At 44.3% G+C, this 18,116-nt stretch carries 17 protein-coding genes and 2 pseudogenes; 14 read left to right on the top strand and 5 right to left on the bottom strand.

What is annotated here, in order from left to right:
- Positions 1 to 300 precede the first annotated feature (300 nt).
- Positions 301 to 558 carry an LmeA family phospholipid-binding protein gene (locus ACLGGO_RS02230; RefSeq protein WP_446339919.1) on the top strand — a complete coding sequence of 86 codons (258 nt, stop codon included), beginning with the start codon at positions 301 to 303 and terminating at the stop codon, positions 556 to 558.
- 75 nt (positions 559 to 633) lie between these two features.
- Positions 634 to 2,034: a thioredoxin-disulfide reductase gene (trxB, locus tag ACLGGO_RS02225; protein ID WP_446418119.1), complete on the top strand. Its 1,401-nt coding sequence runs from the start codon at positions 634 to 636 to the stop codon at positions 2,032 to 2,034.
- A 47-nt stretch (positions 2,035 to 2,081) separates the two neighbouring features.
- On the opposite strand, the gene ACLGGO_RS02220 is transcribed toward trxB, so the two are convergent.
- The 3 genes from ACLGGO_RS02220 to ACLGGO_RS02210 form a co-directional block, all read right to left on the bottom strand.
- Positions 2,082 to 3,146: a tetratricopeptide repeat protein gene (locus tag ACLGGO_RS02220; RefSeq protein ID WP_446418118.1), complete on the bottom strand. Its 1,065-nt coding sequence runs from the start codon at positions 3,144 to 3,146 to the stop codon at positions 2,082 to 2,084.
- Between the two features lie 232 nt (positions 3,147 to 3,378).
- Positions 3,379 to 3,579, bottom strand: coding sequence for a hypothetical protein (locus tag ACLGGO_RS02215; protein WP_446418117.1), 201 nt, complete (start codon positions 3,577 to 3,579; stop codon positions 3,379 to 3,381).
- Between the two features lie 277 nt (positions 3,580 to 3,856).
- Positions 3,857 to 4,705, bottom strand: a complete 849-nt coding sequence (locus ACLGGO_RS02210; RefSeq protein WP_446418159.1) for a tetratricopeptide repeat protein — start codon at positions 4,703 to 4,705, stop codon at positions 3,857 to 3,859.
- A 303-nt stretch (positions 4,706 to 5,008) separates the two neighbouring features.
- On the opposite strand from ACLGGO_RS02210, the gene ACLGGO_RS02205 reads away from it, so the two are divergent.
- The 4 genes from ACLGGO_RS02205 (at position 5,009) to ACLGGO_RS02190 (ending at position 7,024) form a co-directional block, all read left to right on the top strand.
- Positions 5,009 to 5,398: a hypothetical protein gene (locus tag ACLGGO_RS02205; RefSeq protein ID WP_446339925.1), complete on the top strand. Its 390-nt coding sequence runs from the start codon at positions 5,009 to 5,011 to the stop codon at positions 5,396 to 5,398.
- 279 nt (positions 5,399 to 5,677) lie between these two features.
- Positions 5,678 to 5,860 carry a CsbD family protein gene (locus ACLGGO_RS02200; RefSeq protein ID WP_446339927.1) on the top strand — a complete coding sequence of 61 codons (183 nt, stop codon included), beginning with the start codon at positions 5,678 to 5,680 and terminating at the stop codon, positions 5,858 to 5,860.
- 194 nt (positions 5,861 to 6,054) lie between these two features.
- The gene (locus ACLGGO_RS02195) at positions 6,055 to 6,483 is read left to right on the top strand and encodes a hypothetical protein (RefSeq protein WP_446418116.1); all 429 of its coding nucleotides are present in this window, start codon (positions 6,055 to 6,057) and stop codon (positions 6,481 to 6,483) included.
- 19 nt (positions 6,484 to 6,502) lie between these two features.
- Entirely contained in the window at positions 6,503 to 7,024 is a 522-nt protein-coding gene (locus tag ACLGGO_RS02190; RefSeq protein ID WP_446418115.1) for a hypothetical protein, read from the top strand.
- A 33-nt stretch (positions 7,025 to 7,057) separates the two neighbouring features.
- On the opposite strand, the gene ACLGGO_RS02185 is transcribed toward ACLGGO_RS02190, so the two are convergent.
- On the bottom strand, positions 7,058 to 7,312 hold the full coding sequence (locus tag ACLGGO_RS02185; RefSeq protein ID WP_446418114.1) for a hypothetical protein: 255 nt from the start codon (positions 7,310 to 7,312) through the stop codon (positions 7,058 to 7,060).
- A 122-nt stretch (positions 7,313 to 7,434) separates the two neighbouring features.
- Here ACLGGO_RS02185 and ACLGGO_RS02180 point away from each other — a divergent pair.
- The 5 genes and pseudogenes from ACLGGO_RS02180 to ACLGGO_RS02160 form a co-directional block, all read left to right on the top strand.
- Positions 7,435 to 8,046: pseudogene (locus tag ACLGGO_RS02180) on the top strand (Tll0287-like domain-containing protein); the annotation flags it as partial.
- Positions 8,047 to 8,166: 120 nt separating this feature from the next.
- Positions 8,167 to 9,027: pseudogene (locus tag ACLGGO_RS02175) on the top strand (PP2C family protein-serine/threonine phosphatase); the annotation flags it as partial.
- Positions 9,028 to 9,102: 75 nt separating this feature from the next.
- Positions 9,103 to 11,211 carry a SpoIIE family protein phosphatase gene (locus ACLGGO_RS02170; RefSeq protein ID WP_446418113.1) on the top strand — a complete coding sequence of 703 codons (2,109 nt, stop codon included), beginning with the start codon at positions 9,103 to 9,105 and terminating at the stop codon, positions 11,209 to 11,211.
- A 333-nt stretch (positions 11,212 to 11,544) separates the two neighbouring features.
- Positions 11,545 to 12,138 (top strand): DUF6272 family protein, encoded by a 594-nt coding sequence (locus ACLGGO_RS02165; RefSeq protein ID WP_446339938.1) that lies wholly within the window; start codon positions 11,545 to 11,547, stop codon positions 12,136 to 12,138.
- Between the two features lie 58 nt (positions 12,139 to 12,196).
- Positions 12,197 to 12,550 carry a slr1659 superfamily regulator gene (locus ACLGGO_RS02160; protein ID WP_446339940.1) on the top strand — a complete coding sequence of 118 codons (354 nt, stop codon included), beginning with the start codon at positions 12,197 to 12,199 and terminating at the stop codon, positions 12,548 to 12,550.
- A 295-nt stretch (positions 12,551 to 12,845) separates the two neighbouring features.
- Here ACLGGO_RS02160 and ACLGGO_RS02155 read toward each other — a convergent pair whose 3' ends face one another.
- On the bottom strand, positions 12,846 to 14,804 hold the full coding sequence (locus ACLGGO_RS02155) for a BamA/TamA family outer membrane protein (protein WP_446418112.1): 1,959 nt from the start codon (positions 14,802 to 14,804) through the stop codon (positions 12,846 to 12,848).
- Positions 14,805 to 15,157: 353 nt separating this feature from the next.
- On the opposite strand from ACLGGO_RS02155, the gene ACLGGO_RS02150 reads away from it, so the two are divergent.
- From ACLGGO_RS02150 to ACLGGO_RS02140, 3 genes are all read left to right on the top strand, one after another.
- Entirely contained in the window at positions 15,158 to 15,511 is a 354-nt protein-coding gene (locus tag ACLGGO_RS02150; RefSeq protein ID WP_446418111.1) for a hypothetical protein, read from the top strand.
- Between the two features lie 3 nt (positions 15,512 to 15,514).
- The gene (locus ACLGGO_RS02145) at positions 15,515 to 16,063 is read left to right on the top strand and encodes a hypothetical protein (RefSeq protein WP_446418110.1); all 549 of its coding nucleotides are present in this window, start codon (positions 15,515 to 15,517) and stop codon (positions 16,061 to 16,063) included.
- Positions 16,064 to 16,286: 223 nt separating this feature from the next.
- On the top strand, positions 16,287 to 18,077 hold the full coding sequence (locus ACLGGO_RS02140) for a sodium:solute symporter family protein (protein WP_446418109.1): 1,791 nt from the start codon (positions 16,287 to 16,289) through the stop codon (positions 18,075 to 18,077).
- The last annotated feature ends 39 nt before the right edge of the window (positions 18,078 to 18,116 follow it).

The following is an 18,116-nucleotide window of genomic DNA, read 5'->3' as shown; positions in this document are numbered from 1 at the left end:
AAACAATGGCATGCTGCTTAAGGCTGGTGGGCATTGCCCACCCTACGGTATATCAGGTTGGTAGGCATTGCCCACCCTAGGGTATATCAGGGGTTTCGGCGACCAAAAATCCACGCTTTTCAGTGCCATTGAACTTAAAACCACAACCCGATCAACTTAATTATAGACAATCATTTAGTGATTTTGACGGGCGGAGTTTGGGCTTTAAATGCTAAATTCTATCCCTAAATAGAGACATTGCGATCGCGCCGTCTATAAAATGACCAGTAGTGAAGTAAAAATGAAAGCTATAGAGATATCATGTCAAAGGATAAAGGACTCAGTGAACAAGCATTCAGTCAGGCAGCAGAAGCTGGGTTTTCTAGTCAACTCGATGAGGTGGAGGAGTTGGATGTAGACATTCAGACTAATCCCCTCAAGGCAGTTCAGGGCAAGGCGGATTCAGTCTCAATCTCATGTGGAGAGTCTTCCTTCATCTTGAAGCTACATTTCTTTGGGGACTCAAGGAGTGAAATGCTTTGCCTGTCAAGCTCAAGTATTTCCGCCGCGCTGCACTAGCAAGGGAGGTCAAAACTCCTCTGTTCATATTCGGCTATACTAAACTTTAAACGGAGTCGTTATGAGTTTATTTATATGCCCAAACCCACTGTAGAAAATCTGGTGATTATCGGTTCTGGTCCTGCGGGTTACACGGCTGCCATTTACGCCGCCCGTGCTAACCTCAAACCCCTGATGTTTGAGGGCTTCCAAGCCGGGGGACTTCCTGGCGGTCAGTTAATGACTACCACCGACGTAGAAAACTTTCCCGGTTTTCCGGAAGGGATCACAGGTCCGCAACTGATGCAACGGATGAAAGCCCAAGCCGAACGCTGGGGGACACAGTGCTATACCGAGGATGTCACGTCTGTGGATTTGAGTCAGCATCCTTTTATTATCCGTTCTGACGAGCGAGAAGTTCAAGCCCACAGTATTGTAATCGCCACCGGTGCCACCGCCAAACGTTTAGGACTCAAGAGCGAACATCAGTATTGGAGTCATGGGATCTCCGCCTGTGCGATTTGCGATGGTGCGACTCCCCTGTTTCACGGTCAATCCCTAGCCGTGGTGGGTGGGGGTGACTCCGCCGCCGAAGAAGCCGTGTATTTAACTAAATACGGGGATCATGTGCATTTATTGGTGCGCCGCGACCAACTGCGGGCATCAAAAACCATGCAAGATCGAGTGCTAAATAATCCCAATATCACCGTTCACTGGAATACGGAGGCGGTGGATGTATTTGGCGAAAATGGTCGGATGAGTGGGGTCAAACTCCGCAACATCCAAACGGGCGAGGAGAGCGACTTACCGGTTAAAGGATTATTTTACGCGATTGGTCATACCCCCAACACCTCCCTGTTCCAAGGACAACTCGACCTGGATGAAGTGGGCTACATTATCACCAAACCGGGTTCGGTTGAAACCAGCGTAGAAGGGGTTTATGCGGCGGGTGATGTGCAAGATCATGAATTTCGCCAAGCCATCACGGCGGCGGGAACCGGCTGTATGGCAGCTATGTTAGCCGAACGCTGGTTATCTACCCATAACCTGATTCAGGAATATCACCAGAAACCCGAATCTGAACAACCTATCCAGAGGTTGGAAGATAAACCGACAGCAGATACAGAAGAAACCTTTGATATCAATGAGACACGGCATGTTGGCGGTTATGCCCTACGCAAACTCTTCCACGATAGCCACCGCCTGATCATAGTTAAGTATGTTTCACCCAACTGTGGTCCTTGTCATACCCTGAAGCCAATTTTAAATAAAGTGGTGGATGAATATGAGGGCAAAATTCACTTTGTCGAGGTTGATATTGAAGCGGAACCCGAAATCGCTGAAAATGCTATGGTTACTGGGACACCTACGGTACAATTTTTCAAAGACAAAGAAATTTTAGATCAACTCAAGGGATTAAAACAAAAAAGCGAATACCGTCAGATGATTGAGAAGTACCTACCCGCCGAAGTTTCAGCAGCTAGAGCGTCGGTCTAGTAATAGCCGTTCGTAGAGACGTTCCGGGGGAACGTCTCTGGTGTTGACTAGATTAATTTCTGAAATCGCTCATCCTGCCGAATACTAGCCAAATCGGAGTCATTTTTGGCTAAATTTCGGTACTGCTCAGGATTCAGATTGATAGTTTTTTGCAGGTTTTCGATTGCTAGGTCAACATTGCCCTGCAAAGCATAACAGCAAGCTTTATTGTAAAAAGCATTAGCACTGTCAGGTTTTAACTCTATCACTTTGTCGAAACTAACCAAGGCTTCTGGGTAGTCTCCCAATTGTAAAAATGCATACCCTCGATTATACCAAGCCTCATATTTGTCGGGCTTGATTTTCAGGGCTTCGTCGTAACTGGCTACAGCATCTTGAAAGTATCTCAAGTTGACGAGGACATTGCCGCGATAATACCAAGTACTATGTTGTTTATACTTAAGTTTTAGGGCTTCATTGTAACTTGCCACGGCTTCTTGAAAACGCTCAAGGCGATACAGTGTACCCCCTCGGTTATTCCAAGCTTCGTGAGCATCGGGTTTAATTTTTAGAGCTTCATCATAGCTAGCGATGGCTTCTTGGAACTGTTTTAGGTGTACCCAAGCATGTCCTTGGTTATACCAAGCTTCGTATTTATCCGGCTTAATTTTCAGGGCTTCTTGATAGCTAGCGATGGCTTCAACAAAGCGTTGTAAGCTAAACAGAACATTGCCTCGATTGTACCAACCTTGGTGCAGGCTCGGTTTAAGGTCTAGGGCGTTATTATAGCTGACATTTGCCGCTTCATACTGTCCTAAATTCACCAGCGCATTGCCCCGATTATACCAAGCCTGGTAAAAGTCGGGTTGCAATTTCACCGCCTTGTCATAGCTAGCAATCGCCTCTTCATGGCGTCCCGCCTTATCCAGGGCGATTCCCCGGTTATACCACAGTTGGTATAAATCCGGTTCACGTTCTAAAACTTGGTCAACCGTCGCGATCGCTTCTTCAAACTGTCCGGACTGGATCAGTACAATACCCAAGTTATACCAAGCTTCATGGGTTGTGACTTCCAAGGGGTGATTGTAGCTAACGTTTGCGGCTTGAGGGTTTTCTAGAAGGAGAGTACTCATCGATGTATTTTTGGCTATGAGAGGCTTTTGACCTGGCTTCACAGGTTCCAGCGTTGAGGGGGAACGTTCTTGACGATTCTCGATTGAGTGCAATACATAAAGGAGTCGGGAAACGAATGTGGGGTTTAGGGTTTAGGGTTTAGCAATCAGAACCGCGATCGTTCACGGCTTAGGGTTGTCTCCTCACTTATCCTAGTCAACGCCTTTACTTGCTTATTCTTCTCCAACTCCCCTAAATCCGGATCAGTTTTGGGTTGCTATCTAATATAATATCTGTTGCCATCACATCTGTTGGAATAACACTGGTGATCAAGGCAAGGATAACGTGACGGTGTACCCCGACAGGATTCGTTAAACAAAAAGCCGGACGTACCTGGGTTGTAGATAAATCATTAAAGGGAAATGGTATAAGGACGATTTTACCTTTCGTCATAGAGTAGTTTCCTATCAGCTAAATGAGTACATTCCACGATGCAAATTAAGGAAGATCCGGAATAACAAAATTGTCTAAGTAATAAACCCTGTCAGGTGAACTTTCTAATGCACGCACCAGTTTTTTATCAGCTGTCAATCGATGGATGTATAAAAGAGGCATGAGTAATTGTGATCGCTTGCCCAGAGTTCAGTAACCGCAAAAATGCAGCACCATAAAGAAATTCTTGATCGTTAATCATTGATTGTTCAGATGAGTGATCATTCTGACGTGCTTATCACTTCCCCTTCTCACCTCCAATCATCTTCTGAAACCGCTTATTTTTTCGCAACCGTTCCAAATCTGGGTCAGTTTTGGCTACGGGTAGATATTTCTGGGGATTCACTTCTAACGCCTTGTCAAAACTTGCCATCGCCTCCCCATAGCGTCCCATCTTGACTAAAGCATAGCCGCGATTGTCCCATGCTTCATAATTTTCGGGCATACATGCTAATGCCCGATCATAGCTAGCGACAGCATCTTGTAAACGCCCCAATCGCCGCAGGGTAAGTCCTCGGTTATTCCAGCAATGGGTTTCATTGGGGTCGAATTCTAAGGCTTTCTCGTAGTAGAGTAATGCTTCTTTTTCACGACCCATTTCCGAAATGACGATTCCTTTATTAATCCAACTCCCGACATGATTCGGTTTGAGTTCTAGGGCTTTGTTAAAAGACGCGATCGCATCGTCTTGTTTTTCGAGTTTCATCAACAGACAGCCTTGGTTGAACCATATTTCCGGGTGATCAGGACTAATTTGCAGGGCTTTGGCGAAACTCTTGAGGGCGGCTTTGTGGCGTCCGAGGTTGGTTAAGGCGTTACCGCGATTACTCCAGGCTTTATCGTAGTTGGGATTACAGGCGATCGCTTCATCGAAACTGGCGAGGGCTTCTTGATTACGTTCCAGAATCATCAGGGAACTCCCGCGAGAGTTCCAGGCTTGTGCAAGTGTGGGTTCTCGTTCAATCACTTGATCAAAACTCGCGATCGCGGCTTCATGCTTTCCCCAGTCTGCCAAAGCTATGCCTCGATTCAGCCAGATGCGCGTATCCTGGGGGTTTAACACCCCCGCTTGGTCAAAGCTGGCGATTTCACTCTTGTCTATTGCTGATGCTCCCCCTCAATGGTCACAGTCGATTTTTCTCTATCTTTACAAATCTTTACAAGTTTGTATTGTTTTATACCTATTCTTTAAGATAGATATACGTTTATAATAATTCTCAAAGTCTCAGCCAAAGTAGCGACAACGCCCCAACAGGGGTTGTGTCTCCTACTCTCTAACAAATGCCGTTAGAAATTTCAGGAATTGACTATGGCAAGTAGCGCCACTAGCCAAAGAAAAGCTAATAGTAAAACTAATAGCCGTACCCCTACAAAAAGCGAGGAAACAACCATGGCAAAAGATAACGAAACCCAATCAACAAAGCTAGCTATTCAAAAGCAGCAAGCTGGGGAAGTTTCTCTGGTTGAACCTTCAATCCCTCTACCGGGAAATCGTCCTATAGCCACCAGTTCCCTAAAAGTGAGTGATCAAGGTTCAATAAGGGGGATGCGTCCTGTTGATACCAGTGAGTTACAAGTTGTTGGCACATTTTCATCCATGGGTGATCGCCCGATCTCGGCGAGTAACATGCAAGTCCGAGATATCATGGCTGTGTCAGGAAATCGCCCGATTTCTGTGAGTACCCTGCATCTTACGGGCACAGAAATGATTCTGGGGAATCGCCCCATCGCCTCCAATATTATGGAAGAAATTGATGAACTGATTGGTTATCTCGATTAATTTTTAGTTAAACTCTATCTTCCAGGGTGTCGAGATATTCTAGCAGAGTGTCTCGACAATTTTGTAGGGGAATCTCTACAAAGGAAGTAGTAAACCCCGATTGGATATAACCCATTCATACTTTAGGTATAAGGCTGGGATCAGCATAATCTACCCGTAGATTGACGATTGTAATAAAAAATACAGATACATTGGATATTAACGGAAAAGAAATTGCCTAAACAATTATTTACTTGGTGGGCAAATTCATAATCATCATAATTGGGAGACTCTTAAAATATGAGTACTGAAGATAAAGCTAAAGCAACTGCCAAAAATATTGAAGGTAAGGCACAGGAAGCCATGGGTAATGTTACTGGTGATCCTGAAGATCAAGGAGAAGGTAAGGCAAAGCAAAAGGAAGCTGAAGCTCGCCACGCTGTCGAAGACGTGAAAGACAAAGCTAAAAAAGCAATTGACTAATTGCATTGTAAATAATAGGAAGCAGGTAGATAGTTGTGCGCGATTGGGAACGCCGCCAAAGCCGTATCTGATTTTATTTTAGTCGGCTGATTCACTTCTACTTGCCTTACTAGAGTGGGAGGTCTAGGCAATCTTGCTCTAGACCTTCTTGTTATTTCTTCAAAACCCAATAGTACTTTTATCAGGAGGTTGCTGTGAGTTTAGGTCAAAAAACTCGCCACTTTTTCACAGCTTTGGCTTTAATTTTAGTCCTAGCTACAACATCGGCTTGCCAAGCCACCCAAACCAACGCAAAAGCGCCAACGGCACTAAATCCTAGTGTAACCTATCAACAATTAGAACAAGGTAACACGCCAGCAGGTCAAGAGTTTGGGAAGTGGGTGGTACAAACGGCAAAGGGATTAATTAGTGATGCCTACGTGCGCGATAACGATAAGTTAGGTATTGTGATTACACCGCAAGTTCGTCCCCAAGAGGTTAAGGATTTAGCCCGCTCTTTAGTTCAAGGGTTTCACCAGAATTTTCCCAATCGAGATCTGAAGGTATTGGTATACGCCCCGGATAAAGAACTCATTGTGACAGCGAATTACAATAATCAGTCCAATCAAGTTACGTATCAATAAAAAAAGGAGATAATAAACCATGGCAACTAGCGACCAGTATAAACGCCAGATCATGAATGATTTGGCGGGTGGTAATACGGAATCTCTGGAACCTGTTCCAGAAAAGCCAGAGCAAGAGTATCAAAACTTTGATGACTTTGCTCAACGTTCTTCGCGAGATGAACGACGCCAATTGTTTGGCAGATCCCTGCATCCCGATCGCATTCCTCCCAGTCAGATGGAACCCGAACTGCGACAGGCTATCACCCAGATTAAGCCCAATGAACGGGATGATGTGGCGCGTGAGTTTTTCAAGCAACTCAAGAAACGCGGATTGAGCGATCGCGACTTAGAAAAGCAACTGGGACTTTCAACCCATCACGCCAGTCGGATGACAGAGGATGATGTGGCTAAACTCGCCGCCTTTACCTATCACTCTCATCCAGATATCTTCCAGGAGGTTTTAGCCGATCAACCTGCCATTGTCAAATTCCTTAGCAATCCCTTGGTGGGGGCGGTTATGGGGGCAGTTGCCTCAAAATGGTTTGGACATCGTCGCTAATCACTCAAGGTTTAAGTTAATTGTTCATTGCCATCAACCTGCGTAAGCAGGTTTTTTTATAGCTGTGGTTTCTAATCCCCAGGATAGGCAGGTAAGTTTTGATCCTTCACTTCGGAAAGAAAACATAGCATCTGAAGGTTCCAGACGTGCCATGACATATCTGTAGGGGCGGGTTTCACGACTGTCTTTTCGGTTGCACCCAGATCTAACTAAACCCGCCCCGACTTTCACTGACTGACTGCCAATATCATTAAGATACGCGCTACAGTAAGCAGTATCCTGCGCCATATCTGTGTAGGTTCCTCTACTCCCTTCCGGGTATAAGATTACCTATTTTTGTCTTCCCCTGCTCCCAGACGTGCTATGGCACGTCTGGAACATTGCTCCCCCTGCTATTTAAGGAGTAAAGCATGAATCGGTTATGGCGAAAAGTGTGGCATACATTTATTGTAGTCGTTGACAAGAAAATTATTACTGTTTTGACAGTTCTATTTTGTGCTGGAGTTTTGGGGACTTTATTAAGTATGTCCCATCTTTCCTTTCAACTGGTCGAATCGCAAGCACTCCAAAACGCTAAAGTTTATGCACAACTTATGAAAAAAGCCCGAACCGTTTATAGTTCAGAAATCGTCAGTCGAGCTGAAACCGTGGATGGGATTCGGGTTACTCATGACTATTTGAATCAAGCAGGCGCGATTCCTCTACCTGCAACCTACTTACTCGAACTGAGTCGTAAAATTCAGGAAAAAAAAACAGATATGTCCGTTCGACTCTACAGCGATTATCCTTTTCCTTGGCGACGTGACGAAGGGGGACCAAAAAATCAATTTGAATGGGACGCCCTAAACTATTTAAAAGCTAATCCAGATCAATCCTTTTTCCGAGTTGAAACCCGTAGTGGTAAGCCGACACTACTCTACGCTGAAGCTGATGTAATGACACCAAGCTGTGTAGCTTGTCACAATACATATCCGGGTACACCTAAAACAGATTGGCAAGTGGGAGATGTACGCGGAGTATTAGAAATTACCCAATCTCTGGATCAGTTTAAAACCCAAACTCGTACCGGATTACAGGAAACATTTTTGATGCTGGGTGGTTTGTCAATTGTGGGAATTTCTGGATTAGCCTTATCAATCCGTCGTTTGCGTCAGCACTCCAAAAAATTACAGCAACAAGTCAGGGAACGAACAATTGATTTAGTGGAAGCGAATGAAGAGATTTCGCGGCTAAACGAGCAGCTTCAATTGGAAAATCTGCGGATGAGTGCGGAACTGGATATTCCTCGTCAGATGCAGCAAATGATTCTGCCCAAACCGGAGGAACTAACCTCAATTGAAGGCTTAGATATTGCTGGGTTTATGAAACCGGCTGATGAAGTTGGCGGCGACTATTATGATGTCCTGAACTATGATGGAATTGTCACAATTGGCATTGGTGATGTCACCGGACACGGGTTGGAAAGTGGGATGGTGATGATCATGGTACAAACGGCGATTAGAACATTGAAAGAAATGCAAGAAACCGATCCGATAAAATTTATTGATGTTCTCAATCGCACGATTTACCGCAATGTTGAGCGGATGAAATCGGACAAAAATTTGACCCTAGTCATTGCCAACTATGTAGGCGGACGACTGAGTGTGAGTGGACAGCATGAAGAAATGATTGTTGTCCGCTCATCCGGTACATTGGAACGGATTGATACGATAGATTTAGGATTTCCAATTGGCTTAGACAAGGAAATTTGTCAGTTTATCAATCAAATTCATGTTCAGTTAAATCCCCAAGATATCGCCGTACTTTATACGGATGGAATTACGGAGGCGGAAGATATCAACGGCAATTTTTATGGACTTGAACGGCTGTGTCAGGTGATTCAACGGAATCGACATTTAACCGCGACTGCTATTCAAGAGGAGGTGATTGCTGATGTCTTGCATTTCATTGGCAGCCAAAAAATTTATGATGATATCACGTTGCTCGTGCTGAAACAGAAATGAATTTAGGGAAAAATTAATTATAATTTTAGGTATTGGGTATAAAAAAGCATAAACCCTTGAGGCACAATGTTTATAATGTTTAGGAAAATAAAACATTTAGTTAGCCAAACATCAGGCAGTGTGCCACTACCCATGGTTTTGGTCGTTCCTTTTGTAGTGCAAATCTTTGCTACAGTGGGATTAATTGGATACCTGTCCTTTCGCACGGGACAAAAAGCGGTCAATGAACTCGCTATTCAGTTAAGCACTAGGGTAACAGAGCGGATTAATCAACACCTAAAAAATTATTTAGAAACGCCACACTTTATGCAGGCTATAACCGTATCATCAATCCGTAATGGAAATCTAGATATTAATAATTTTACCAGCTTGCAGCAACAGTTTTGGTCGGATATCCAACTGTCGGATGCTGTTGATTATATTTTCTTAGGGGATCAAGACGGTAATTTTATTGGTGTGCAAGAATATAGGGATGGTGGCAAAGTGGTGAAGTTTCGCGATCGCGCCACCGCCCCTAAACGGCTGATTTATGCTCTAGACGAGGATGGAGAGCGGACTGAGTTGCTCAAATCCCAAGACTATGACCCCCGTACTCGCCCCTGGTATCAAGCAACCCTGAAAGCGCAAACCCAAACCTGGAGTTCCATCTATATTTCTGCCGATTTAGGTATTTTGCAAATTACGCCTGCGACGCCAATTTATGACCAACAAGGAACGCTGCAAGGAGTTTTGGGGACGAATTTAATTTTATCTCAAATTAGTGGCTTTTTACGGAACTTAGAGATTAGCAAATCTGGACAAGCCTTTATTATTGAACGTTCAGCTAACATCGTTGCTAGTTCCACCGATGAACTTCCTTATATCTCCACTAATTCAGTACCGATTCGCCTCAATGCTCTGAATAGCCAAAAGCCCAGTATTAAATTGACGACTCAAGAACTATTCCAACAGGTTGATAATCTCAATCAAATTAATCAACCTCTACAATTTGCCTTTGAACTCAACAATAAAACACAACTGGTACAAGTCTCACCGTTAACCGATGTACAGGGGTTAGACTGGTTGATTGTGGTTCGGGTTCCCGAAGCGGACTTCATGGCACAAATTACCGCCAATACTCGCACCACTATTTTGCTCTGTCTTGCTGCTTTAGGGGTGGCTACAATTCTGGGTATTCTCACAGCGCGATGGGTGACTCAACCCATTTTATCCCTGAATACGGCTGCCAAAGAGATTGCTAAAGGAAAATGGGAAAAAATCGTCGAGATTAATCGTTCGGATGAAGTGGGAGAGTTGGCTAAATCCTTTAACAGCATGGCGAAACAGCTTCATGAGTCCTTTGAAACTTTAGAAGAAAAAGTAGAAGAAAGAACCGCTCAACTGGCTCAAGCCAATGGCGAAATTCGCGCCCTCAACCAACGTCTTAAAGCCGAAAACCTCCGCATGAGCGCCCAACTCGATGTCGCCAAACAGTTACAACAAATGGTTTTACCCAAGCCAGCAGAATTAGAAGCAATTGAAGGATTAGATATTGCGGGGTTTATGGAACCCGTTGACGAAGTGGGAGGAGACTATTATGATATTCTCCATCACGATGATGTTGTGACGATTGGCATTGGTGATGTGGCTGGACATGGGTTGGAAAGTGGTGTAGTTATGCTGATGGCACAAACGGCAATTAGAACCCTTCAGGAAATGCAGGAAACTGACTTGGTTAAATTTTTGGATGTTATCAACCGCACCATTTATCACAATGTTGAGCGAATGAACTCCGACCGGAATATGACCTTAGCAATCTTAAACTATTGCGGCGGACGAATCAGCATTAGCGGACAGCATGAAGAGATTATAGTCGTGAGAGCATCGGGTAAGATTGAGCGAGTCGATACGATAGATTTAGGCTTTCCGATTGGCTTGGATGAGGAAATCACTCAGTTTATCAGTCACGTTTCCGTGCAATTAGAGTTTGGAGATGGTATTGTGCTATATACCGATGGCATTACCGAAGCCGAAAATATGGAGGGAAAACAGTACGGTTTAGAACAGTTATGTCAAATTGTCAGTCAAAATTGGCAAGGTGCAGCAGAAGCGATTCAACAAATCGTGATTGATGATGTGCGGCGACATATTGGTTCTCAAAAGGTTTACGACGATATCACACTATTGGTACTCAAACAAAAATAGATAGTTTGGGATTCCGGGTACAGTTAGACGTTGGCGATAGTATTTTTTCTATACAGATAAAATAAGAACTCTATGAAAGAGAGCAATTTTGTGAGATCATGAGAGTATATCCCTCCTGGAAGGTTGCTGCTATTCCAGGAGCGCTGATTGATCATGGATATTAACCGATTGGCAAGTTATACTAATTTCCTTTAATCATGGAACGCCCCTATTTTCCAATTCCTCCTGTCTATCCTTTAGTCAAATCTCATGAATAATTAACCCCCAAGATTATCAGAACATTCTTGATTAAATCATGAATAAATTAAGTCTTTTAATTAGTAATTGATGGCTATGCATAAGATATTCGGAGAATTTCATGAACGTCTTTCTAATGAACATGAGTTTTTAATTCTTGGCTTTTCACCAAGCTCCATTCCCATTCAGCAACGCTGGCGCAACAATGGTTTATCGGCTGATTTTGTCGCTGATTACTTAACTACATTTTTTCCCGCTATTGACGAAGATCCCGACCCTGAGGGAAAGCGGGTAGAAATAAAAGGAGCGGTGAGTTATATTGCTAATGAGCTACTGGAAAATGCGATGAAGTTTAATGACGATAGTTCTTCCTATCCGATTAAGTTTGGGCTACATATACTAGAGGTGGCGGCAGAAATAACGTTGGTTATGTTGGCAACTAATAGTGTTTCTCATCAATCTGTGGATAAGTTCCAATCCTTCATTAAAGAACTACTAGAATCCGATCTGGATGAACTCTATATCCATCAGTTAGAAAAAAGTGCTGAAGATGAAAGTGGGGGGACTTCTGGGCTGGGGCTACTAACCATGAAAAATGATTATTTTGCCAAATTAGGTTGGAAATTTGAAACCGTTCAAAAAGAACCAGAAGTGATTACGGTGACAACAATGGTGCAACTTAAGGTATAGAATTGAAACCTTTAATCAGTCTTACTTGAAATGTGTAGTCTTAGGAGCAGATGTATTTATGGAAAAGCAAGAAATTCAGGGTGAAAACTACCAAGTAATTGGTGATCCAGAAACAGCAACCGTCTACTTTAAAGGGTCACTGCGACTGGGTGGGATGAAAGAGTACGAACCCATCGTCAAAATCCTCGATGAAATGATTCAGCAAAACCATTCCCTGATTACGTTAAACCTGCGGGAGCTAGAATTTCTCAATAGTTCGGGGATTAGCATGTTGTCAAAATTCGTCCTGAATGTACGCAAGAAGAAGACTATCCAGATTGAAATTAAAGGTTCTGACCAAATTCCTTGGCAAGGAAAATCCTTAAAGAATTTGCAGCGATTAATGCCAGGATTAAAGTTGGAGTTGGAGTAATTGACAGCACGGATTTATAGCAAAAAATTGAAATAACCCCCCTTTTTTCCACGGCGATTAAAATCGCTGCTACACAAACAAAGTCCGCCTACGCGGACTAGGTTATACTTACATCTTGCACCATTCAAGGGTAAGCTAAATTGTAGTGCCGTGACCCAACTAAAATAGGACTGTGTTTGTTAACCTAGCTGGAGAGGGCTAAAGCCCTCACTACGAAGCCAATCTATTGCACCATTTTAGCTAGGTCACGCCGCCATCGTGCGTTAGCGAAGCGTAACGCACCATTGCTTAAAGCTTAGAACCGTTGACCCAAACCAAACTGGAGTCGGCTATCTCCTTGATCATTAAATCCTAAATCGGCGCGAATGACACCCACAGGAGAATTGACGCGCAACCCAGCACCATAACCAAACCCTATTCCCGGTTTACCCCGCACCACACCCGGTTCTCCAGGTACAGTTTCACCAGAACCCAAATCGGATGCAAAGTCGGCAAAGACAACGGCGCCAACTGGATTGAACAGGGGAATCCGATACTCCGCCGACGCTAACACATAACTGCGCCCTGTGCCGACATCTCCTGTACCGTAGCCTCGCACCGAATTTTGACCGCCGAGGTTAAAGGCGTTGTAGGGGGGTAAGTCACCAATCGTAGTTCCTCCCTGAACGTTAAATGCCAAGACTTCTTGAGTATTGTTATTAAATACATCAACGGGAACATACTGGGAGTAGTTCGCCTCCAGCCGATTCATCAAAATACTACCATTGCCAATCGGTACAGACTGTTCCGTACTCAGACGAGCCAAAGAACCTTGAGTAGGATTGACGGGATTGTCTCGTTTGTCTCGCGTCACTCCGGCGGAGACAGTAACTAAATCATCAATTCCGTTATCACTAAAGGAGAGACGATTGCCTAATTCATCAACCGCATTAATTTTGCCGTTACTATCGCGGATACTGGTACGGGTATAGTTGACTCCCACCGACGCATCCCATTCCTGATTCACGGGTTTGGATAGGGTTACACCACCCCCAAACTGTCCTTCACGAGGATCATCCCCATTGGCGAGATCAACATCATCATCGAAGGTTTGGGATACAGTACGACGTCGAAACGTATTCACCTCATATCCCGGTTGTTCTGGATTACTGGCGCGATATGGTCTACCATAGTTGCCATTAAACTGCAAGTCCCGACGGCTAAACTGCACATTCAGTCCGACTTTTTGGTTCACACCGCCGAGATTGAAGTCGTTATAGCTGAGAGTGCCAAAAACACCGCTATCATTGCTATATCCTGCCCCTGCATTTACCCCACGGGCTGGGCGTTCGATGAGATTATAAATAACATCCACATTTGTCGCATCGCCATTGAGGGAAATGTCCACCTTCTCAAATAATCCCATTTGGTAAAGTTGTTGCAAGTCTTGGCGGACAACCTCAACATTAAAGACTTGACCCGGTTGTAGGTTCAATTCGCGATCAATGAAATCCTGGCGAGTTCGTCCGTCTGTGGGTTCGCCCTCTTCGTCGAGGAAGCGGAAATTAATGTCACCGACAACGCCTTCAGCCACTTCAACGGTAATCACACCATCCGGTGTCGATCGCACGTCTAAAACCTGTGCCAAGATATAGCCATTGTCTTTATACCATGCTTCTAATTTTTGTAAGCCTTGACGTAGGCTAGCGGGACCAACGGGTTGACCCAATTGAGAATTAAAAATAGAATTAGCAATGTCTGGAGTGAGAACCTGGTTACCCGAAAGTTGTAGCGATCGCGCGATAACGGGTTCAACCTGATAAACCACCTCCCAGCCAGTGGAGTTAGCAGTTGGCGTGACAGTGGCGTTGGCAAATACGCCTGTATCTAAAATTGCTTGAATATCCTGAGCCAATTGGCTTTGACTGGTTTGACCCCCCGGACGAGTTCTAATCGTTTTTAAGACAAGCTGCTGCAATTCTTCAGACACACCAACGACTTGCACGTCTGTAGCGAGGACCACTAAATCGTTAGACGGTTGTGATTGATTAAATGTGGGAACAGATTGGGCAAATTCTGGGGTTGGCGTCGCTTCTGGAGAGGCGACGGTTCTAGGGGAAGGCGTTGCTGGGGCGGCTTCTGTCGGTACAACATAGTTTCTGGTTTCCGACGGCGGGTTAGCAGTTGTGGGATCTGGAGTAGCGTTGACTGGGTTAGTTAAGTCCCCACCGACAAGCACAGCCAAAGTGGAAAAAGCAACAGCTTTGTATAGCATAAAATTAGCCTCAATCGTCCTGTTCGTTGGTAAAGAAAGTTTTACGTTTGGTTAACCTGACCGAGGCTGAACCCGTGAAGTTCCAACTGATGTGCCACCTTTGTATCTGACACAATAAGTTCAGGACTTCAATCCTTTCTGCTGCGGCTGTACTCGATCTGGGTGGATTTTGCTGCTACAATACTGGAACCCAAGCCCTACCTACTAACTGTCAGAATTAGGAGAGCGCCTGCTCTTTAGGAAATCATCGTTGCGGAGTTTGACATATATTTATTAACTTTATGACAAACTAGATATATCACTCGTGTGGTGTCCTACTTCTTGCTATTGTTTACCATTACACCAAAGTTACCTTGTTTGGCAAATTAGAAAAGCAAGAGTTTATTGTTGAGAAAGAAAGAATAGAAGTTATAAAGAAACATATTGAAGAAGAATTCCACCCTTGGCAGCCTAATGATATGATGATCAAAAGACTACAGCAAGCTTTAGATAATAATCAAAAAATTAGTGGGGCAGATGCGTGTTTTTATTTTCACGAACTAAAAGAAGCTGAATTAATGGCAAATGGATATACCTACACAGCAGCTCACAACCAAGCTATTCAGGACTATGAAGTGTCACCATTTAGTCTTTATCATCCCGATGTGATATTAGCGTTCCCTGATGATTTTAATTCAAATTGGAAAAAATTCTGGGGGATTGAATAAAAGATGCAAACTATTAAACTAGATCGTCATGTACAAGCCCGTGTCTGGATTGACGAAAACCCACGAGCTATATATCCCGCAACTGAGATTATATCGAAAAATATCGCAAATGGATTAACAAAAAAAAACAAAAATAAAAGAGGAAGTGTCGAAATACTAATACCTGTTGGTGCTAGATTTTTTTACGGATTTTTGGGAGCTGAATTTATCCCTAATGATTCAGATAGTTTTGGAATAGAGATATTAGTATCCACAGAGCATGAAAATATTTATGCTGAATCAATCGCTTCTGAATTCGATCAGATAAGACTGGGACTTCCCAGCGAATACAGCCAAAGTGTACTGGATGGTGCTATTGAGTCTTTAGCTGAAAAAAAACTTGGAGAATTTGGGTCGGGTATGCTGAGATTTGATCAAGCTGCTCACAGTCAGATAGGTTCTTCAAACAAATTTTTTAGACATATTGCAAGGACTGTCGTTCAGTTACTAATGATTGATCGCAGTAGGAAGGAAGAAATTAGCGAAATCGTCAAAACATACAGCTTAGTTTAAGAACGGGGGAAGGAGGTATTGATTATCGGAATAGGTAAAACTGTTTGTTCGGATTTTGCCACCTAAAAATCTAGATTTAATAAGGGGCTTAAATTCCAATTGCTCATCTGAATTGATACGGTAGCTAAACCAAAAACTCCGCCAATGAAACTCTAACCAGTGAAATGACATGACCGAAAGTGGTGTACTATATCCAACTCAGGTCAAACGTTATCGCAAAACTATGCAACAGGTTGATTGGCTGATTGTCTTGCTCTACCTGATTGGTTCAATGGGCTTAGGGCTTTATCTATCTCGCAAAGCTTCAGGGAGTTTGGTGGATTTTTTCGTATCCGGGCGATCGCTCCCCTGGTGGTTAGCGGGTACAAGTATGGCGGCGACAACGTTTTCCATTGATACGCCCCTTTACATTGCCGGGGTTGTGGGTAATCGAGGCATTGCCGGAAACTGGGAATGGTGGAGTTTTGGCATTGCTCATCTGGTGATGATTTATATCTTTGCCCGATTGTGGCGACGTTCGGAAATTATCACCGACGCCGAATTGACTGAACTGCGTTATGGTGGACGAACAGCAGCAATCTTGCGGGGAACGAAAGCCTTTTTATTTGCCGTACCGATTAACTGTATTGCCATTGGCTACGCCATGCTTGCCATGATTAAAGTGGTGGATGCCCTGGAACTTTGGCAGAGTCTGGGGATTGAACCGGGAGAAAATCTGAAAATTTGGAGTGTGGTTGGCGTTAGCATTCTGGTTTTAATTTACTCAGGTTTTGCTGGGCTTTGGGGTGTGGTAACTACCGATTTTTTTCAGTTTTTTTTAGCACTTTTTGGGGCAATTGTTGTCGCGATCGCGGCGGTGAATCATGTGGGTGGAATTCATGTTCTTGTGCCAAAAGTGCAGCAGATAACTGGACATGATATCTTATCCTTTTTTCCCATCACTGATAATTTTCGCTGGAGTGAAACGGCTGGGATTACCGCCAGTACCTTTTTTGCCTATATCTTTCTCCAGTGGTGGACGTTTCGTCGTAGTGATGGTGGTGGGGAATTCGTGCAGCGTCTGGCGGCGTCTAAGGATGAAGCGGAGGCAGAAAAAGCGGCGTGGTTATTTAATATTCTCCATTATGTAGTTAGAACTTGGCCCTGGATACTCGTGGCGCTGGTGGCAATTGTCGTCTATCCCGATTTATCAGACCGAGAATTGGGTTATCCTAAACTGATGTTGGATTTTCTACCCCCCGTGATGTTGGGGTTAGTCGTTACGTCTCTACTGGCTGCGTTTATGAGTACAGTATCCACATCTATCAACTGGGGCGCGTCTTATTTAACCAATGACCTGTATCAGCGCTTCATGAAACCTGATGCTCAACAGTCAGAGTTGGTATTAGCGGGGCGAATTGCTTCAGTGGTGGTGACGGCGTTGGGGGCTATGGCAGCGTTCTTTTCTCAGGATGTGGCGACTGTCTTTCGGTTAGTGATTGCCATTGGCACAGGTCCTGGCTTAGTCTTAATTCTACGCTGGTTTTGGTGGCGGATCAACGCGACGGCTGAACTGACGGCAATGTTGGGTGGGTTTATTGTGGGGTTGACGACTAGTATTGTCCCGGTTATCCAGATTGAGGAGTTTGGCTTGCGTCTATTGGTGACGACAGCCATTACCAGTGTGTTATGGATTACGGCAATGTTGGTGACACCGCCAGAATCTGAGGCGACTCTGGAGGCGTTTTATCGCCAGGTTCGTCCAGCAGGTCCTGGTTGGCAACGTCAACAGGAAAGCACAGGGTTACTACCGATGCAAAACCTGGGACAGGATATTAAACGGGTACTTGCTGCCATTTTATTGTTATTTGGTGCTATGTTTGCGATCGGAGGGTTTTTGCTGCTGCAACCCCTGACGGGTTGGGTGTCCCTCATCGCCACGGTGAGTGGTGCAATGTGGCTGCGTCAGCTTAACCGGAAAAAACCTTTACCTGTACCCAGACCAGGACTAGATGATCAGGATTATGATGCTTAGAGTTCCGCCGGAACGTCTCTATTCATTCTACAGGTAGCG

This window comes from Coleofasciculus sp. (assembly GCF_046565525.1).
Lineage (GTDB): Bacteria > Cyanobacteriota > Cyanobacteriia > Cyanobacteriales > Coleofasciculaceae > Coleofasciculus.
Note: the sequence above shows the minus strand (reverse complement) of the source record. Positions and strands in the feature narration are given on the sequence as shown.